General features: G+C 68.5%; 13 protein-coding genes and 1 tRNA gene. 5 read left to right on the top strand and 9 right to left on the bottom strand.

All coding sequences use genetic code 11. From position 1 onward, the window contains the following. Window positions 1–38: 38 nt before the first annotated feature. Entirely contained in the window at window positions 39–2,549 is a 2,511-nt protein-coding gene (locus tag FM105_RS08695) for a DEAD/DEAH box helicase (protein WP_087007337.1), read from the bottom strand. A 104-nt stretch (window positions 2,550–2,653) separates the two neighbouring features. Between FM105_RS08695 and FM105_RS08690 the strand changes: the two genes are divergently transcribed. Beyond that, window positions 2,654–2,941: a YciI family protein gene (locus tag FM105_RS08690; protein WP_087007335.1), complete on the top strand. Its 288-nt coding sequence runs from the start codon at window positions 2,654–2,656 to the stop codon at window positions 2,939–2,941. An 84-nt stretch (window positions 2,942–3,025) separates the two neighbouring features. Here FM105_RS08690 and FM105_RS08685 read toward each other — a convergent pair whose 3' ends face one another. Further along, entirely contained in the window at window positions 3,026–4,018 is a 993-nt protein-coding gene (locus FM105_RS08685) for a TerC family protein (protein ID WP_087007333.1), read from the bottom strand. Window positions 4,019–4,180: 162 nt separating this feature from the next. Then, on the bottom strand, window positions 4,181–6,358 hold the full coding sequence (gene uvrB, locus FM105_RS08680; protein ID WP_246076002.1) for an excinuclease ABC subunit UvrB: 2,178 nt from the start codon (window positions 6,356–6,358) through the stop codon (window positions 4,181–4,183). Window positions 6,359–6,494: 136 nt separating this feature from the next. Here uvrB and FM105_RS08675 point away from each other — a divergent pair, with 136 nt between their 5' ends. Further along, window positions 6,495–6,920 (top strand): OsmC family peroxiredoxin, encoded by a 426-nt coding sequence (locus tag FM105_RS08675; RefSeq protein ID WP_087007329.1) that lies wholly within the window; start codon window positions 6,495–6,497, stop codon window positions 6,918–6,920. Window positions 6,921–6,978: 58 nt separating this feature from the next. Here FM105_RS08675 and coaE read toward each other — a convergent pair whose 3' ends face one another. The 3 genes from coaE to rpsA are packed head-to-tail and all read right to left on the bottom strand — an operon-like array spanning window position 6,979 to window position 11,361. Beyond that, window positions 6,979–7,935, bottom strand: a complete 957-nt coding sequence (gene coaE / locus FM105_RS08670; RefSeq protein ID WP_087007327.1) for a dephospho-CoA kinase — start codon at window positions 7,933–7,935, stop codon at window positions 6,979–6,981. A gap of 10 nt (window positions 7,936–7,945) precedes the next feature. Further along, on the bottom strand, window positions 7,946–9,853 hold the full coding sequence (locus tag FM105_RS08665) for a hypothetical protein (RefSeq protein ID WP_087007325.1): 1,908 nt from the start codon (window positions 9,851–9,853) through the stop codon (window positions 7,946–7,948). A gap of 26 nt (window positions 9,854–9,879) precedes the next feature. Then, window positions 9,880–11,361 carry a 30S ribosomal protein S1 gene (gene rpsA / locus FM105_RS08660; RefSeq protein WP_087007323.1) on the bottom strand — a complete coding sequence of 494 codons (1,482 nt, stop codon included), beginning with the start codon at window positions 11,359–11,361 and terminating at the stop codon, window positions 9,880–9,882. Window positions 11,362–11,635: 274 nt separating this feature from the next. Here rpsA and FM105_RS08655 point away from each other — a divergent pair, with 274 nt between their 5' ends. After that, on the top strand, window positions 11,636–12,472 hold the full coding sequence (locus tag FM105_RS08655) for a class I SAM-dependent methyltransferase (protein WP_087007321.1): 837 nt from the start codon (window positions 11,636–11,638) through the stop codon (window positions 12,470–12,472). A gap of 62 nt (window positions 12,473–12,534) precedes the next feature. Here FM105_RS08655 and polA read toward each other — a convergent pair whose 3' ends face one another. Next, window positions 12,535–15,186, bottom strand: coding sequence for a DNA polymerase I (gene polA / locus FM105_RS08650; protein ID WP_256970310.1), 2,652 nt, complete (start codon window positions 15,184–15,186; stop codon window positions 12,535–12,537). Between the two features lie 92 nt (window positions 15,187–15,278). Between polA and FM105_RS08645 the strand changes: the two genes are divergently transcribed. Continuing rightward, on the top strand, window positions 15,279–15,728 hold the full coding sequence (locus tag FM105_RS08645) for a PaaI family thioesterase (RefSeq protein ID WP_087007319.1): 450 nt from the start codon (window positions 15,279–15,281) through the stop codon (window positions 15,726–15,728). A 50-nt stretch (window positions 15,729–15,778) separates the two neighbouring features. On the opposite strand, the gene FM105_RS08640 is transcribed toward FM105_RS08645, so the two are convergent. After that, a complete protein-coding gene (locus FM105_RS08640; protein WP_373270398.1) occupies window positions 15,779–16,408 on the bottom strand; it encodes an ANTAR domain-containing response regulator in 630 nt (209 codons plus the stop codon). 93 nt (window positions 16,409–16,501) lie between these two features. On the opposite strand from FM105_RS08640, the gene FM105_RS08635 reads away from it, so the two are divergent. Continuing rightward, window positions 16,502–16,586: transfer RNA gene (locus FM105_RS08635), tRNA-Leu, on the top strand. A gap of 131 nt (window positions 16,587–16,717) precedes the next feature. Here the strand turns inward: FM105_RS08635 and pyk are convergent. After that, window positions 16,718–18,184, bottom strand: coding sequence for a pyruvate kinase (pyk, locus tag FM105_RS08630; RefSeq protein ID WP_087007317.1), 1,467 nt, complete (start codon window positions 18,182–18,184; stop codon window positions 16,718–16,720). Between the last annotated feature and the right edge of the window lie 55 nt (window positions 18,185–18,239).

The following is an 18,239-nucleotide window of genomic DNA, read 5'->3' as shown; positions in this document are numbered from 1 at the left end:
GAGTCACGCCCCCACTCTAGTCACCGGGACGGACACGCTCACGCCTCTGTGAGCGGACCCACCCCGTCGATCCGCACCACGGCCTCGCCCGCCTCGTCGCTGGCGTCGAGGTCGACGGTCGCGCGGATCGCCCAATCGCGGTCTCCGTCCGGATCTGCGAGGGTCTGCTGCACGGACCAGGTGCGTCCCGATTCCGTGATCCTCACCATCGCGGCGGACCGTGCGTTCGCGTCGATCCCCAGCTCTCCGTACTCGTCGTAGAAGGATTCGATCGCGTCCTCCCACTCGCGGGTGCCCCACCCCGATTCGGCGTCGAGCGCACCGAGCTCCCGATAGGCCGCGCGCTCCGCCAGGAGGACGCGGTGGAAGAGTGCGTTGCGCACCGCGGCGGTGAAGCGGCGGGTATCGGAGGTGAATGTCCTCTCCAGCGCATTCAGCGCGACGTCCGGGAGCTCCTCCCCCGGTTCCGTGAGCTTCGCCCACTCCTCGACGAGGCTGGAATCGACCCGGACGACCAGATCACCCAGCCATTCGATGATCGCGTCCAGCTCCTCGCCCCGCCGGTCGACCGGGACGGTCTGCACCAGTGCCCGCCACACGTCGAGGAGGTAGCGGAGCAGACCCCCCTCCACCCGGCTGATCCCGTAGTAGGCGACGAACTGCGAGAAGTTCATCGACTGCTCGATCATGTCGGCGACGATCGCCTTCGGCTCGATGCCGATCTCCCGCACCCACGGCGCGGCCTCCGCGTAGGACTCGAACGCCGCTTCGAGGACCTCGCCGTTGGGCCGCGGCACGTCGAGCTCATCGAGGATGGCCATGCGCTCCGTGTACTCGACCCCGTCCGCCTTGAGTGCGGCGAGCTCGTCGCCCTTCACCCGGTCCAGCTGCCCGCGGATGATGTGGTGCTGGATCTGCGTCGTCGCCTCGATGACGCTCAGCGCGTCCATGGCCCACGTCTCGGACTCCGAGTCGAAGAGATCCAGAGCGGCCAGCGCGAAGGGACTGAGCGGCTGATTCAGCGCGAAGTCGGGACCGAGGTCTTCGCTCAACCGGTACTCGCTCCGTCCCTCGCCGCCGTCGACGCGCTCGACGACCCCTCCGGCGATGAGGCTGCGCCCCACCCGCAGTGCGCGGAGCATGAGGTCGAGCTTCCGATCCCGCGTCTCGTGCGTGCGCTCGAGGAAGTCCCTGATCGTGTCGATCCCGGCGCGCGGGCGCGCCAGCAGGTTCACGATCGTCGAGTGCGTGATGCGCATGTGCGAGCGCAGCTGCTCCGGCGTGCCGTGGATGAGGTTCTCGAACGTCTGCTCCGACCAGCCGACGAAGCCCTCCGGCGCCTGCTTGCGCTTGAGCTTCTTCCGCTTCTTCGGGTCGTCACCGGCCTTGGCGACCGCGATGGCGTTCTCGATCTCGTGCTCCGGCGCCTGGACGACGACGTAGCCGACCGCGTCGAAGCCCGCGCGTCCCGCCCGCCCGGAGATCTGCTGGAACTCCCGGACCTGCAGCTGCCGCACGCGGCGGCCGTCGAACTTCGTGAGCGAGGTGAGCAGCACCGTGCGGATCGGCACGTTGATGCCCACTCCCAGGGTGTCCGTCCCGCAGACGACGCTCAGCAGTCCCTTGAGCGTGAGGTGCTCGACCAGCCTGCGGTACCGCGGCAGCATGCCCGCGTGGTGCACGCCGACGCCGGCGAGCACCAGGCGGCGCAGCGTGACTCCGAAGCCCTTGCCGAAGCGGAAGCCCCGGACCTCCTCGGCGATCAGATCCCGCTGGGCGCGCGTCGTGAGATTGGCGGCGACGATGGACTGCGCGAGCTCGATCGTGCGGGCCTGGACGAAGGACACGACATAGACCGGTGCGCGGTCCTCGGCCACGAGCTGTGCGAGCTTCTCCAACAGCGCCGTCCGGGAGTAGTCGTACTCGAGCGGGACGGGGCGCTCCGCCGAACCGACGTACGCGGTGTCGCGGCCCGTGAGGTCGGTGAGCCGCTGCTGGATCTCCGTCGTGTCGCCCAGCGTCGCGGACATGAGCACGAACTGCGACTGCGGCATCTCGAGCAGCGGCACCTGCCACGCCCACCCGCGCTGGGGGTCGCCGAAGTAGTGGAACTCGTCCATGACGACCAGTGCGACGTCGAGATTGGCACCTTCGCGCAGCGCGTGGTTGGCCAGGATCTCCGCCGTCGCGCAGATGACGGGGGCATCCGCGTTCACAGAGCTGTCGCCCGTCACCATGCCGACGTTCTCCCGGCCCAGCGCCTCGACGAGGGAGAAGAACTTCTCGCTCACCAGTGCCTTGAGCGGAGCCGTGTAGTACGCGGTGCGCCCGGTGGACACCGCGTAGTAGAGCGCCGCGAGCGCGACCATGGACTTCCCCGAACCGGTCGGTGTGGCGACGATCGTGTTCTCGCCGGCCAGGACGGAGAGGATCGCCTCCTCCTGCGCCGGGTACAGCGTCAGGCCCTGCTCCTTCGTATGGGCTTCGAACATGTCCCACACGGTGTCGGCGTCCGCGAAGTCGTCGGGTATGTGCGGGAGTCGGGACACGGAGGGGCTCCTGGAGGGTCTTCGGGGTTAGTCTCGGATCACGATGCGCTCACACGCACCGCTACGAGTATCCCACCAGTCCCACCTCGACACACAGGAGAGCCATGGCAGTCTTCGCCGTCACCTACACGTACGGTCCTGACACGGACACCCGGATGAGCATCCGTCCCGCACACCGCGAGTGGCAGGCAGCGCAGCTGGAGGCGGGCACCCTGCTCGCCTCCGGTCCGCTCGAGGACGAGCTCACGCCCGGGGGCCTCCTGATCATGCGGGGCGAGTCGAAGGACCAGATCAGTCAGCTGCTGGCGCAGGATCCCTACCACGACGCGGGCGTCATCGCGGAGACGCTCGTGCGGTCGTGGACGCCGGTGTTCGGGCCGTTCGAGGCCTGACGCTCCTCGTGCCGCTGGGCACGCACGCCGAGGCGCCGGTCACCCACGAGGGTGACCGGCGCCTCGGCGTCTGGGGAGGGGAGGTCAGTCCCTGCGCAGGGACGCCTCCTCGTTGCGCCGCATCGCGATGAGGCTGGCGATCGTGGCGACCAGCATCGCTGTGACGATGAAGCCCAGCGACATCCACGTGTTGATGACGGGCACCTGCGACGTGAAGGCGTCCGGCAGCCAGTCCGTCTCGTGGAGGGCGTGGAGGAACAGCTTCACGCCGATGAACGCGAGGATCGCGGCGATGCCGTAGTGGAGGTAGGGCAGCTTGTCGAGCAGACCACCCAGCAGGAAGTAGAGCTGGCGCAGGCCCATGAGCGCGAAAACGTTCGCCGTGAACACGAGGAAGGTGTCCTGGGTGATGCCGAAGATCGCGGGGATCGAATCGAGCGCGAACATGATGTCGGTCGTGCCGATCGCGACGAACACGATGAGCATCGGGGTCCAGAACTTCTTCCCGTCGATCGTCACGCGCAGCTTGTTGTCGTGGTAATCGTCGGTGATGTTGATGCGCTTGCGGAGGAAGCGGATGAAGCCGTTCTCCGCGTCTTCGTCGTCGTCACCGCTGAAGGCCTGCTTCCACGCGGTCCACAGGAGGAAGACGCCGAAGATGAAGAAGACCTCGATGAAGCTCTCGATGATCGCGGCGCCGGCGAGGATGAAGATGCCGCGGAAGATCAGCGCCAGGATGATGCCCACCATGAGCACCTGCTGCTGGTACTTCTTGGGCACCGCGAAGCCGGTCATGATGATGACGAAGACGAACAGGTTGTCGATGCTGAGGCTGTACTCCGTCAACCAGCCGGCGAGGAACTCACCGCCGCGCTGCGCGTCGCCCATCGCGAAGAGGATCCCGGCGAAGACGAGCGCGAGTGCCACGTAGAAGGCGACCCAGAGAGAGGCCTCCTTCATGGAGGGCGTGTGCGGCCGTTTGACGACGAGGAGGAGGTCCGCGACGAGGATCAGCACGAGCACGACGCTCGAGACGACCTCGAACACGTGATAGGGATCCTGGAAGAACTCTTGCATGGGGGCCTTTCAGAGGAGTGGTGCGCATCATGCGGTCGAAAGTCTCTCCCACGGTCCCGGTTCGGGCCGCTCCACATCCGGATCGCGCCGTGCTGCGATCGTGATGACGAACGTGGATGAGCGAGGGATACTCCCCTTCAACGACGCCTCATCGTACACGTCTCACGCGTGGCCCGCCTCCTTCATCTGCCGCAGTTCGCGTTTGAGGTCGCCCAGTTCGTCGCGCAGCCGCGCCGCGAGCTCGAACTGCAGGTCCGCCGCCGCGGCGTGCATCTGGTCGGTCAGCGAGGCGATGAGCTCGACCAGATCCTCCGCGGGCGGCGCCAGCGGGGCTCCGTCGGACTTGCTGCGTTCGAAGGCGGCGCGCTGCTCGTCCGTGATCGTCGCGTTGAAGCCCCGCTTGCCCTTGCCGTAGTCGAATTCTGCGAGGATCTCGCGGGTGTCCGCGTCCTCCCGGCGGAGGCGCTCCGTGATGTCGGACAGCTTCTTCACCAGCGGCTGCGGGTCGATGCCGTGCTCCTCGTTGTGCTTCCGCTGGACCTCGCGCCGTCGGTCCGTCTCATCGATCGCCTGCCGCATCGACCGTGTGATCGTGTCCGCGTACATGTGGACTTCGCCGTGCAGGTTGCGCGCGGCGCGTCCGATCGTCTGGATGAGTGAGGTCGCGGACCGCAGGAAGCCCTCCTTGTCCGCGTCCAGGATCGACACGAGGGAGACCTCCGGGAGGTCGAGGCCCTCGCGGAGGAGGTTGATGCCGACGAGCACGTCGAAGTCGCCTGCCCGCAGCTCACTGAGCAGCTCCACCCTGCGGAGGGTGTCGACATCGGAGTGCAGGTATTCGACGCGCACGTCGTGCTCGAGGAGGTAGTCCGTGAGGTCCTCAGCCATCTTCTTCGTCAGAGTCGTGACGAGCACGCGCTCGTTCCGCTCGACGCGCACCCGGATCTGCTCCAGCAGGTCGTCGATCTGCCCGCGGGTGGGCTTCACCGTCACCTTCGGGTCGATGAGTCCGGTCGGACGGATGATCTGCTCGACGTAGCCGTTCGCGCGCTCCAGCTCGAAGGGGCCGGGGGTCGCGGAGAGGTACACGGTCTGGCCGATCCGCTCGAGGAACTCGTTGAACTTCAGCGGCCGGTTGTCCATCGCACTGGGCAGCCGGAACCCGTGGTCCACGAGGGTGCGCTTGCGCGACATGTCCCCCTCGTACATCCCGCCGATCTGCGGGATCGTCGCATGGGATTCGTCGATCACCAGGAGGAAGTCCTCCGGGAAGTAGTCGAGCAGGCAGTTGGGCGCCGTGCCGCCGGCGCGCCCGTCGATGTGCCGCGAGTAGTTCTCGATGCCGGAGGTGAAGCCCATCGACCGCATCATCTCGAGGTCGTACGTGGTGCGCATCTGCAGCCGCTGGGCCTCGATCAGCTTGTTCTGCCCCTCCAGCTCCTGGAGGCGGTCCGCGAGCTCCTGCTCGATGTCCGTGATGGCACGGCCCATCCGCTCTTCGCCGGCGACGTAGTGGCTGGCCGGGAAGATGTGGACGACCTCCTCCTGCCGCACGATCTCGCCCGTGAGCGGGTGGAGGGTGTAGAGGGCCTCGATCTCATCGCCGAAGAACTCGATGCGCAGCGCCAGCTCCTCGTACTGCGGGATGATCTCCACCGTGTCGCCGCGCACCCGGAAGGTGCCCCGGGTGAACGCCATGTCGTTGCGCGAGTACTGCATCGAGACGAACCGCTTCAGCAGTTCGTCACGATCGAGTTCATCGCCGATCTTCAGCGACACCATGCGGTCGACGTACTCCTCCGGGGTGCCCAGGCCGTAGATGCAGCTGACGGTCGACACGACGACCACGTCGCGCCGGGTGAGCAGGGAGTTGGTGGCCGAGTGCCGCAGCCGCTCCACTTCGTCGTTGATCGACGAGTCCTTCTCGATGAAGGTGTCCGTCTGCGGGACGTACGCCTCCGGCTGGTAGTAGTCGTAGTAGGAGACGAAGTATTCGACGGCGTTGTTCGGCAGCAGCTGGCGGAACTCGTTCGCGAGCTGCGCTGCGAGCGTCTTGTTGTGGGCCATGATCAGCGTGGGGCGCTGGATGCGCTCGATCAGCCAAGCGGTCGTCGCGGACTTGCCCGTGCCGGTCGCACCCAGCAGCACGACGTCCTTCTCCCCCCGATCCAGCCTCTCCGTCATGTCCGCGATGGCAGCGGGCTGATCACCGGAGGGCTGATAGTCGGACACCACGTCGAACGGTGCGACGGAGCGGACGATCTCCGGACGGTGCCCCACCCGCGGGACGGGCCTCTGCGGAGCGTCCTGGGGGCGTGAGTCGGGTGGCTGCGCAGTCATACGGTTCACGATAGCGCGCCACACGGACACGGGGAGAGGACTCCGCTCGTCCGCAGCGACCGCTGGTCGGCCCAGACTCGTGAGATCGGCCTAGACTCGTGAGAGGTACGACATACCCACTCATGAGGAGGAATCGATGGACACGGTCTCGAAGGCGCACACGGTCTGGCGCGGCACGCTTCCCGAGGGCTCGGGATCCGTCTCGCTGGACAGCTCCGGCTCCGGCACGCTCGGCGTGACGTGGGCCGCGCGGGCAGAGGGCGCCAACGGCGCGACGACGCCGGAGGAGCTGATCGGTGCCGCTCACTCCGCATGCTTCTCCATGGCGCTGTCGAACGCCCTCACGCAGCAGGGAACGCCTCCCGAAGAGCTCTCGACCGGCGCGGATGTCAGCTTCTCCCCCGCGAACGGGATCACCGGTATCCATCTGTACGTCGTCGGTGCCGTACCGGGCCTGTCCGAGGAGGACTTCCGCACTGCCGCACAGAAGGCGAAGAAGGACTGCCCCGTCTCCCGCGCCCTCAAGGGCGTCTCGATCGACCTCACCGCCTCGCTGCGCTGAGGTCGGGCTGGCGAGGTCCGGCTGGGGAGGGCTCAGCCGGACCTCAGCCGGAGCGACCTCAGCTGACGGAGACGAACGCCGGGCGCCCCGGATCGGTGTGTGCGTACCGCTCCGTCGCTGCGTGCGGCGCTGCATCCTCCGCGACGGGTGCGAACCCCACATCGGCGAGAACGCTGCGCACGCGGGACGCGGTGTCTCCGTCCACCACCGAGAGAGCGATCTCCACGCCCTGGGGCCCGGGCTCATGGGTGGCCGTGCACGTCATCCCGGCAGCGGACGCGGCGCGTTCGATCCGGGCGACCAGGCGCGCCCCCGCCGCCTCCTGCGCCTCCGAGGACGTCTCCCCCGCCGCGAGCTCAGACGGCTGTGCGGGAGTTCCCGCCGCACGATGGCGGCGGAACGGTTCGATCCGCTCCTCCCACAGTGTGCTGAACCGCGCCTCGAGCTGCTGCTCGGTGGTCGAGTTGTCGAGGATCGCGTCGCAGGCGCGGCGACGCTGCTCGTCAGCGGCCTGTGCACGGATGCGCCGCAGCGCGTCCTCGCGGTCGAGCCCCCGGCTCGTCGTGAGGCGCTCGAGGCGGATGTCCTCCGACACGTCGACGAGGACGCTCAGGTGATAGCGCGCGGTCATCCCGTTCTCCACGAGGAGCGGGACGTCGTGGACGACGACGCCGTGGTCGGCCAGTTCGGCCATGCGCGCGTGCGTCCGGTCACCGATCGCCGGATGCATGATCGCGTTCAGGGCCGCGGTGCGATCCGCCGAGGCGAAGGCCGCCGTGGCCAGCGCCGCCCGATCCAGCTCGCCCGCCTCCGTGAGGATCCCGTCTCCGAACTCCTCCGTGAGCGCAAGGAGAGCGGGTTCTCCGGGCTCCACGACCTCGCGGGCGATCGCGTCGGCATCCACCACCGCCGCACCGCGGGACCGGAAGAGGGAGGCCACCGTTGATTTTCCGGCGCCGATCCCCCCTGTCAGTCCGATGAGCAGGGGGCCGAGCGCGCGCTGAGAGTCCGTCATGGGCTCAAGCCTACGACGCGTCGTCGATCCTCCGGAGGTCGACGACCCAGACGTCTGCGACGAGTTCCGCTCGTGCACCCGGCGTCTGCGCGAGCAGGCCCGCGAGTTCGTCCGCGGGCCAGTGCAGCAGAGGCGGATCGACGGGGATGAGGACGAAATCGGTGCCGCCCGCGCGGATGCCGCGGACGGCCTCGGCGGTCCGGCCCTCGTCGAAGTCCCGGACCGCGGTCTGCTCCTCGTCGCGCAGGAGCTGATCCAGCGGATCGAGCAGCGCCTGGTACGTCACCGCGTGGCTGTCGGTGCCGCCGATGAAGTAGCCGCCGGTCTCCCGATAGTGCATCCCCGTCACCGCCTGCCACACCATGGACTGCGCGTAGTCCGCCTCTGCGACCGCCCGTGGGGTGGGCAGTGCCTTCACCACCGCTCCGGCGGGGATCGTGTCGGTGACCGCATCCGATGTGAAGAAGCGCGGCACGGTGATGTCGCGGGTGGGGACCGCGACGGGAGCGATCAGCACGCAGGTCAGGAGCACTGCGGCGAAGGGACCCAGACTCGCGGCACCGCGGATGCGCTCACCTGCCGCGCGGCGCCTGTGCGCGTCCCGCAGCGCATGGTGCAGCAGCACTGCGGTCAGCGCACTCAGGCACAGCACCACGTGCACCGCCAGGCGCATCGGGAGGATGTTCATGAGGACGGGTATGTGCTCGATGACGCGGAACGGGCCCGGGGTCGGCACCTCGGCTCCGAAGACCCGCAGCGGCGACCCCATCGACAGCAGCCACATGAGGACCACGGTGACCGCGAGCACGCGCACGAGGCCCCCATGACGCGCGCTGCGGCGGTGCCGGACGACGGCCCAGACCGCGACGACGAGCCACGCGACGGACACGTATCCGCCGATCTCCGCCGGATCGATGTGCAGCACGCGGGGGATGTCCGGGACCAGGCCGTGGCCCGGAGCGAACAGGGGAGGAACGACGAGGTCGGCGAGGTCGTTGTTCCAGACGCCGTGGGGACGGATCGCGCCGTCCGGACGGTTCGGTGCGTTCGCCATCGTCATGAGGAGAGGAGACGCCAGCAGGAGGGCGGTGACGACCGCCGCCCCGCTCGCGGCGAGGGTCGGCACGAGGCGGGGCAGGATCCTGCGACGGAGCACTGCGGCGATCGCGAGCACACCTGTGAGCGCTGCGAGGAAGGTCCCTGCGAGGAGCTCGCTGGACATGTAGAACTGCCAGCCGATCGCTCCGCCCAGCAGCACGCCCCAGGGCACGAGCGCGGCGACCCGTGCGCGGGCGGCTCCTCCGCCGGGACCGACCGCCGCCTGCCAGAGGAACGCCGCGACCAGCGGAGGGAGGACCGCGAAGCTCAGGTTGAGGTGTCCCCCGGCCTGTGCGATCAGGTACGGGGACAAGCCGTAGAGCGCAGCGCCGATGAACGCGGGGAGGCGATCTGCGAAGCGTGTGAGGAACAGCGCCGCCGCGAGCGATGCGGCCACGGGTGAGGCGATGATCGCCACGTTGTAGGCGACGACGGGGCCCCACAGCCAGGTGATCGGGGCCAGCGGCACCGTGAGGCCGAGCGCGCCGGTGTTCCATGCGCCGTTGACCCCATCGGGCCAATTCATCTGGACGGTGTAGAGGAATCCGCTGGCGCCGGAGCCTGCGCCGAACAGGGACGCGACGGCGTCCGCACCGTTCGCGAACCACCACACGAAGAGCGACGTGTCATCGTTCTCCGCATATACGCGGCCCCCGGGCTCCGCGAGCAGGCCGCGGAACGTGAGGAGCGCGAGTGCGATGAGGACCGCGGCGAAGATCAGCCACGGCCGCAGGCGCTCACGCAGCAGCGGAGTCGTGCGGGCCTGAGACGGAGAGAACTCCCGGACCGTGGTCCGGGAGTTCTCCTGCGTTCTGCTCAAAGTCGATGAGTCAGTCGTCCGGCAGCTCAGCTGCCGGCGAGCTTCTCACGCAGAGCAGCGAGCGCTTCGTCGCTGGCGAGGGTACCGGCATCGGTGACCGGTGCTTCGCTGGCGTAGTTCGCAGCCGGAGCGGACTCCGAGCTGACGGACGTCGAGGCAGCGGCGTCCGCGTCGGCCGAGATGGCCTTCGCGACCTGCTTCTTGTGCTCTTCCCAGTGCGCCTGAGCCGAAGCGTACTGCTGCTCCCACTCTTCGCGCTGGGTCTCGTAGCCCTCGAGCCATTCGTTGGTCTCCGGGTCGAAGCCCTCCGGGTACTTGTAGTTCCCGTCCTCGTCGTACTCCTGGAGCATGCCGTAGAGCGCGGGGTCGAGGAACTCCTCGGCCTCCGGGTCCACGCCCTCGTTCGCCTGCTTGAGCGAGAGCGAGATGCGGCGGCGGTCCAGGTCGATGTCGATGACCTTGACGTAGATCGTCTCGTCGACGCCCACGACCTGCTCGGGCAGGTCGATGTGGCGCACTGCGAGCTCGGAGATGTGCACGAGGCCCTCGATGCCGTCCTCGACGCGCACGAACGCGCCGAACGGAACCAGCTTCGTGACCTTGCCGGGCACGATCTGACCGATGACGTGGGTCCGTGCGAAGTGCTGCCACGGATCCTCCTGCGTCGCCTTGAGCGACAGCGAGACGCGCTCGCGGTCCATGTCGACGTCCAGGACCTCGACCGTGACCTCGTCGCCCACGGCGACGACCTCGGAAGGGTGCTCGATGTGCTTCCAGGACAGTTCGGACACGTGGACGAGGCCGTCCACGCCGCCGAGGTCCACGAAGGCACCGAAGTTGACGATCGAGGAGACGACGCCCGGACGGACCTGGCCCTTCTGGAGGGTCTGCAGGAAGTCGTGGCGGACCGCGGACTGCGTCTGCTCGAGCCATGCGCGGCGCGACAGGACGACGTTGTTGCGGTTCTTGTCGAGCTCGATGATCTTCGCCTCGACCTCCTGGCCGATGTACGGAGCGAGGTCGCGCACACGGCGCATCTCGACGAGGGACGCCGGCAGGAAGCCGCGCAGTCCGATGTCGACGATGAGACCGCCCTTGACGACCTCGATGACGGTGCCGGTGACGACTCCGTCCTCGTCCTTGATCCGCTCGATGTCGCCCCAGGCGCGCTCGTACTGAGCGCGCTTCTTGGACAGCATCAGCCGTCCGTCCTTGTCTTCCTTGGTGAGGACGAGGGCTTCGAGCGCGTCGCCGACCTCGACGACCTCGGAGGGCTCGACGTCGTGCTTGATCGACAGCTCGCGGGAGAGGATGACGCCTTCGGTCTTGTATCCGATGTCGACGAGCACCTCGTCGCGGTCGACCTTGACGACGGTGCCTTCAACGATGTCGCCGTCGTTGAAGTACTTGATGGTTTCGTCGATGGCGGCGAGGAAGTCTTCCGAGGTGCCGATATCGTTGACGGCAACCTGCTTCTGCTGCGCCGAGCCAGGCGTGGTGGTGGTCATTAGGTAAGGGACTCCGTAGATGGAATGTGGCCCGCGATCCCGGGGGAACGGGGACACGGTCTCGTGATGGGTATTGTGTGTGCGCAGCACCCCGAACTCCACCCGCAGCGTGGCTGCGGTGCGTGGTTTCTGTGCGCGAAGTGCATACAGTCCAATATGCTAGCACCACGAGGGGTGTCAGCGCACGTGCTCATCCCATCCGACCAGCATCGGAGACAGCACCGGATCGGCATCGACCGGGCACGCTTCCGAACTCGACCAGCAGGGAGTGCATGTGAGCGAGGGAGAGTATTCGCCGGAGATCATCAGCGGCGGCTATCTGGCGATCGGCGAAGAGGAGTCCGTCCGGGCGAACCGGTCCTACTGGGACGGATCCGCAGAGGACTACCTCGCGGAGCACGGCAGCTTCCTGGGCGCCTCGGAGTTCATCTGGTGCCCGGAGGGCGTGCGCGAGGACGATGTGCGCCTGCTCGGTGACGTCGTGAAGCAGCAGGTCCTCGAGGTCGGCTGCGGTGCCGGCCAGTGCTCGCGGTGGCTGGCGGAGCACGGCGCGCTGGCGACCGGCGTGGATCTGTCGTCCGGAATGCTCGAGCAGGCCTCGCGCCTCCAGCGGGAGCAGCCCCTGGCGGACGACGCGGTGCCGCCCACCTTCCTGCAGGCCGACGCGCGGTCGCTGCCCTTCCCATCGGGCAGCTTCGACATCGCGTTCTCCTCCTACGGGGCGCTTCCCTTCGTCAAGGACGCGGAGTCCGTGCTGGCAGAGGCGGCGCGCGTGCTGCGTCCCGGCGGCCTCTGGGCGTTCTCCGTCACCCACCCCCTGCGGTGGATGTTCCCCGACGTCCCCGGTGAGGCCGGTCTGACCGTCGAGTACTCGTACTTCGACCGCACCCCCTACGTCGAGGTCGACGGCAGCGGTCAGCCGGTCTACGCGGAGCACCACCGGACGATGGGCGACTGGGTGCGCCTGCTGGTCGACGCGGGCTTCGAGCTCACGGGACTCACGGAGCCGGAATGGCCCGACGACAACGAGCTGTCGTGGGGCGGCTGGTCCCCGCTGCGCGGACGGCTCATGCCCGGCACCACCATCTTCTCCACCCGCCTGCGCGCCTGAGCCCCGCAGGGCTGCTCAGCTCTGCTCCGTGCAGAGCTGAGCAGAGCAGCCCGGGACTTCCCTCAGTGCGCCGCGTCCTGCCAGCTGGAGCCGATGCCCACATTCACGTCCAGGGGGACGGTGAGCGACGCCGCGCCGGCCATCTCACGACGCACGATGTCCGTGACCGCCTCGTGCTCGTCCGGCATCAGTTCGACGATGATCTCGTCATGGACCTGCAGGAGCGCGCGGCTTCCGAGGTCCGCCTCCCGCATCGCGCCGTCCACGCGGATCATCGCCGTCTTCATGATGTCTGCGGCACTGCCCTGGATGGGTGCGTTGAGGGCTGCGCGCTCCGCCATCTCACGCATCTGCCGACGGTCCGACTGCAGTGCGGGCAGGTATCGTCTGCGCCCGTCCATGGTCTCCGTGTAGCCGCGCGAGCGCGCTTCCTCCACGACGGTCGACAGGTAGTCGCGCACCGCGCCGAACCGTGCGAAGTACCCGTCCATCAGCCCGCGCGCCTCGTCCACTCCGATCGCGAGCTGCTGTGCGAGTCCGTAGGCGGAGAGGCCGTAGACCAGACCGTAGGACATCGCCTTGACCTTCGCCCGCATCTCCGGCGTCACGTCCGCCGTCTGAACGCCGAACACCTGGGCACCGACGAAGGCGTGGAGGTCCTCCCCCGCGAGGAACGCGCTGATGAGAGAGGGGTCGCCGGACAGATGGGCCATGATGCGCATCTCGATCTGCGAGTAGTCGGCGGTCAGGAGCGCGTCGGCCCCCGCTCCGGGCACGAACACCTCGCGGATCCGCCGGCCCGCCTCCGTGCGCACCGGGATGTTCTGCAGGTTCGGGTCCTTCGAGGACAGCCGCCCCGTCGCGGCGACCGTCTGCAGGTAGGTCGTGTGGATGCGTCCGTCGTCCGCGAGCGTCTTCTCCAGCCCCACGACGGTCTGGCTGAGCTTGGTCCGATCGCGATGCGCCAGCAGGTGCTGGAGGAACGGGTGCTCGGTCCGCGCGAACAGGTCCGCGAGCGCCGCGGCGTCCGTCGTGTAGCCGGTCTTCGTCTTCTTCGTCTTCGGCATGTCCAGTTCGTCGAACAGGACTTCCTGCAGCTGCTTGGGCGATCCCAGATTCACCTCGTGCCCGATCGCCGCGTACGCGGCCTGAGCGCTGGCGTCCGCCTGCTCGCGGAACTCGCCGCCCAATGCATCGAGGCGGTCGCGATCGACTGCGATCCCCCGCGTCTCCATGCGCGCGAGGATGTCGAGCACCGGGACCTCGATCTGCTCCATGATCCCCGTCGCCCCGTGCGCGTCGAGCTGTTCGGCCAGGACGGGACGCAGCTGCGCGATGGCCCAGGCCCGTGCGGCGACGTCCGCTGCCGGCGCATCGTCCGGTGCGTCGGGCAGTGCTCCGCCGAGGTGGGTCGAGGCGAGGTCGCCGAGGTCGTGGCTGCGCTTGTCCGGCTCGATGAGGTACCCGGCCAGCTGGGTGTCCCAGTCCGCGTGCGCACCGGTGAACCCCGCATCCCACAGCGCCTTGAGCTGGGGCTTGGCGTCGTGCGCCACGAGCCGCGGATGGTCGGTGAGGAACGCTGACAGCGCGTCGGTCGCCGGCGCATCGAGGTCGGTGAGGTCGATGAGCGACACCCGGTCGCCCGCGGCCAGCGCCAGATGGTCGACAGTCCCCTGGCCCAGCACGTACGCGGCGTCCGTCGCGACGGCGACCCAGTCCGTCGCACGCACGGCGTCCAGCTCGTGCCGCAGGGAGCCGGAGTCGACCCGGACGGGCTCCGGGACCTCGGCTGCGGCGACGTCGGTGCCCTCACCGGCACCGAGCACCGCCTCGACCCGGCGACCCAGCACCGCGAACTCGAGCTGGTCGAACAGCGTGCCCAGCGCCTCGCGGTCCGGCTCGCGACGGACGGCGTCGGCAATGCCCAGCGGCAGCTCCACGTCATCGAGCAGCCGGTTCAGCCGGTAGTTGCGGGCGACGTCGTCGACATGGGCGCGCAGGTTCTCCCCCGCCTTGCCCTTGATGTCATCGGCGTTCTCAAGGATCCCGTCGAGGTCCCCGTAGGTCGTGAGCCACTTCGCCGCGGTCTTGGGGCCGACCCCGGGCACGCCCGGCAGGTTGTCCGCCTTCTCGCCCACGAGCGCGGCGTGACCGCGGTACTGGGCGGGAGTGACTCCGTACTTCTCCTCCACGGCCTCAGGGGTCATGCGCACGAGGTCGGTCATGCCCTTGCGCGGGTAGAGGACCGTGACCCCCGGGCGCACGAGCTGGAACGCATCCTTGTCACCGGAGGCGATCCGCGCCTCGACGCCCGCCTCCTCCGCAAGACGGGCGAGCGTCGCGAGCACGTCATCGGCCTCGACGGCCTCGAGCCCGACCACGGGGATGCGCAGCGCTGCGAGCACGTCCTCGATGAGCTCCACCTGGCCGTGGAAGTCCGGCGGGGTCTTCGCTCTGCCCGCCTTGTAGCCGGGGTGCTGATCAAGGCGGAACTGGGGTCGCCCGCGGTCGAACGCGACGACGATGTGAGTCGGAGCCTCTGCATCGAGAGCCGTCAGCAGCATGGAGACGAACCCGAACACCGCGTTCGTCGTCTGCCCCGTCGCCGTCGAGAACTTCTCCGGCGGCAGGGCGTGATACGCCCGGTAGGCCATCGAATGCCCGTCGATGAGGAGGATCGATGGATCGGTCTGGGGGCTGGTCGGTGTGCTCACGATCCCAGGGTACCGGGCACCGGATCGCTAGAGTGGGACCGGACGTGCGAGCGTCCGAGAACACCCACCAGACATGCCCACCAGGAGACACGATGAGTCAGAGCCCCACCTTCCCCGCCCTGTCACCGGATATGGAGGAAGCGGAGTACGCGCGCCTCGTCGACGCGTGGGAGATCCCGTCCGACACCCTCGTGGCACGGATGGGGATCGAGGTCGCACGGCTCGGCTGGGACTGGATCGAGGGAACCTGCCCCGTCGCGGGCAATCTCCAGCCGGCGGGCCTCTTCCACGGCGGCGGGTACGTGGTCATCGCGGAGACGCTCGCGTCGATGCACGCGGCAGTGCGGTCAGGCGCCCCGGTGGTCGGCGTCGACCTCAATGCGACCCATCTCAGATCGATCACGTCCGGGACCGTCTACGCCCGGGCCCAGGTGCTGCACGGCGGCCGGCGCCTGTTCAACCACGAGGTGAGGATGACTGATGCGGACGACCGACTCCTGTCGATCGTCCGCATCTCCAATATGGTTCTGGGTTCGTCCTGAGGGACCTGTGTCCGTCCTGAGGACCGGGCGGCGCGCTGCGCCGCCCGTGCTCACTTCTTCGCCGAGCCGATCTGGTTGAGCACCGTCTCCGCGACTTCGCGCATGGTGAGCCGGCGGTCCATCGACGTCTTCTGGATCCAGCGGAACGCCTCCGGCTCCGTGAGCCCCATCGACGAGATGAGGAGGCCCTTCGCACGCTCGACGAGCTTGCGGGTCTCGAACCGATCCGTGAGATCGGAGATCTCCGATTCGAGGGCCGTGATCTCCGCGTGGCGGGACAGCGCGATCTCGAGTGCCGGCAGCAGGTCGTTCGCGCTGAAGGGCTTCACGACGTACGCCATCGCACCGGCGTCGCGCGCGCGCTCGACGAGCTCCTTCTGCGAGAAGGCGGTCAGGAGGACGACGGGCGCGATCCGCGCCTTCGCGATCCGCTCTGCGGCGGAGATGCCGTCGAGCACGGGCATCTTGATGTCCATCACCACGAGGTCGGGACGCAGCTCCTCCGCGAGGCGGATCGCTGATTCGCCGTCCGCGGCCTCACCGACCACGTCGTAGCCGACTTCGCGGAGCATCTCCACGATGTCGAGCCGGATGACGGCCTCGTCCTCCGCCACGACGACGCGCCGGACGGGTCCCTGTTCGGTGCTGGGGGTCTCTTCGTTATCGGTCACGCGCCCCATCGTACCGCCGGTCGCCCGCGGGAGCACGATCGGTGGCTCCGGATGGCGTCCTCGACGCGCGGGGCGCGTGTCCGTCGTCTACACTTCCCTTGGGCCGGATTGGCGGAATCGGTAGACGCAGCGCACTCAAAATGCGCCGCCTTCGGGTGTGAGGGTTCGAGTCCCTCATCCGGCACCACTGACTCCGTGTGCGGTGTCTCAGTGTGCGGTGTCTCACACAGCGAGGCGGTCGGTCCACATCCCGCAGATGTGGACCGACCGCCTCGCCGTCGTCGTGGTGCGCTCCCCGGTGGGACGGGCCCGCGCTGCTCAGACTCCTTCGTCGTCGACCTCGTCGCGGTACGCCGCCGCAGTGCCGCGCAGGGCATCGCCGAGCACGTGCACCCGCAGCGCATTCGTCGATCCGACGATCCCGGGAGGCGAGCCCGCGACGATCACGCAGAGCTGACCGTCCTCCCCCTCGCCGAAGCTCAGGAGCACCTTGTCGACCTGGCGCGCCATCTGGTCCGTGTGGTGCACGGAGCGCACGAGGTGGCTGCGGACCCCCCAGCTGAGCTCCATCTGGTTCCGCACCCTGGGGTCCGGGGTGAAGGCGATGATCGGGCGGCGCTGGCGCAGTCGCGACATCCGCCTCACGGAGTCGCCCGACTGCGTGAACGTGCACAGCAGGTCGATGTTCAGCTGCTCTGCGATCTGCGCCGCGGCGGCCGTGATCGCACCGCCGCGGGTGTGCGGCGTGCTGCCCAGGGAGGGGATGCGATCGAGCCCCTCGCGCTCCGTCGATTCGATGATCCGCGCCATGGTGCGCACCGAGTCCAGCCAGTACGCGCCCACGGACGACTCCCCCGACAGCATGAGGGCGTCTGCGCCGTCGAGCACGGCATTCGCGCAGTCGCTGGCCTCCGCCCGGGTGGGCCGGGGCGCCTCGATCATCGATTCGAGCATCTGGGTCGCGACGATGACGGGCTTGGCCTGGCGGCGCGCGATCTCGATCGCCCGCTTCTGCACGAGCGGCACGTGCTCCAGCGGCAGCTCGACGCCCAGGTCGCCACGGGCGACCATGATTCCGTCGAACGCCGCCACGATGTCGCGCAGACGATCGACGGCCTGCGGCTTCTCGAGCTTCGCCATGACGGGGACGCGGATGCCCTCCTCGTCCATGATGCGGCGCACGTCGAGCACGTCCTCCGGCCCGCGGACGAAGCTCAGTGCGACCCAGTCCGCGCCCGCGCGCAGGCCCCAGCGGAGGTCCTCGAGGTCCTTCTCCGTCATCGCGGGGACGGAGACGGCCACGCCGGGGAGGTTGATCCCCTTGTGGTCGGAGATCCGGCCGGGGATCTCCACCTCCGTGATGATGTCCGTCTCCGTCACCTCGCGGGCGCGCAGCTGGATGCGTCCGTCGTCGACGAGGAGCGGGTCGCCCGGCTGCACGTCCCCGGGCAGGCCCGCGTACGACGTGCTCACGATCCGGTCCGTGCCGTCGACCGGACGGGTGGTGATGGTGAACTGCTCCCCGGCGACCAGGGTCGGCTTCTGCCCGTCGGCGAATGTGCCGACGCGGATCTTCGGGCCCTGCAGGTCGACGAGCACCGCGACGGGACGGGCGGCGTCCTCCGACGCCTGGCGCAGCCATGCGAGCCTCTGCTCGTGGTCTGCATGGGAGCCGTGGCTCATGTTGAAGCGCGCGACGTTCATCCCCTCATCGAGGAGCGCGCGCATGTCTTCGTAGGAAGTCTGTGCAGGTCCGAGTGTCGCAACGATCTTGGCATGCCTCATGCCGTCAGCCTAGTCGACCGGCGGCGTCCCGCACCTGCATCGGACCGCGGTGCGG

Source organism: Brevibacterium yomogidense, from assembly GCF_900163715.1.
Lineage (GTDB): Bacteria > Actinomycetota > Actinomycetes > Actinomycetales > Brevibacteriaceae > Brevibacterium > Brevibacterium yomogidense_A.
The sequence above is the reverse complement of the archived record's forward strand: the minus strand, read 5'-3'. Positions and strand labels throughout refer to the sequence as shown.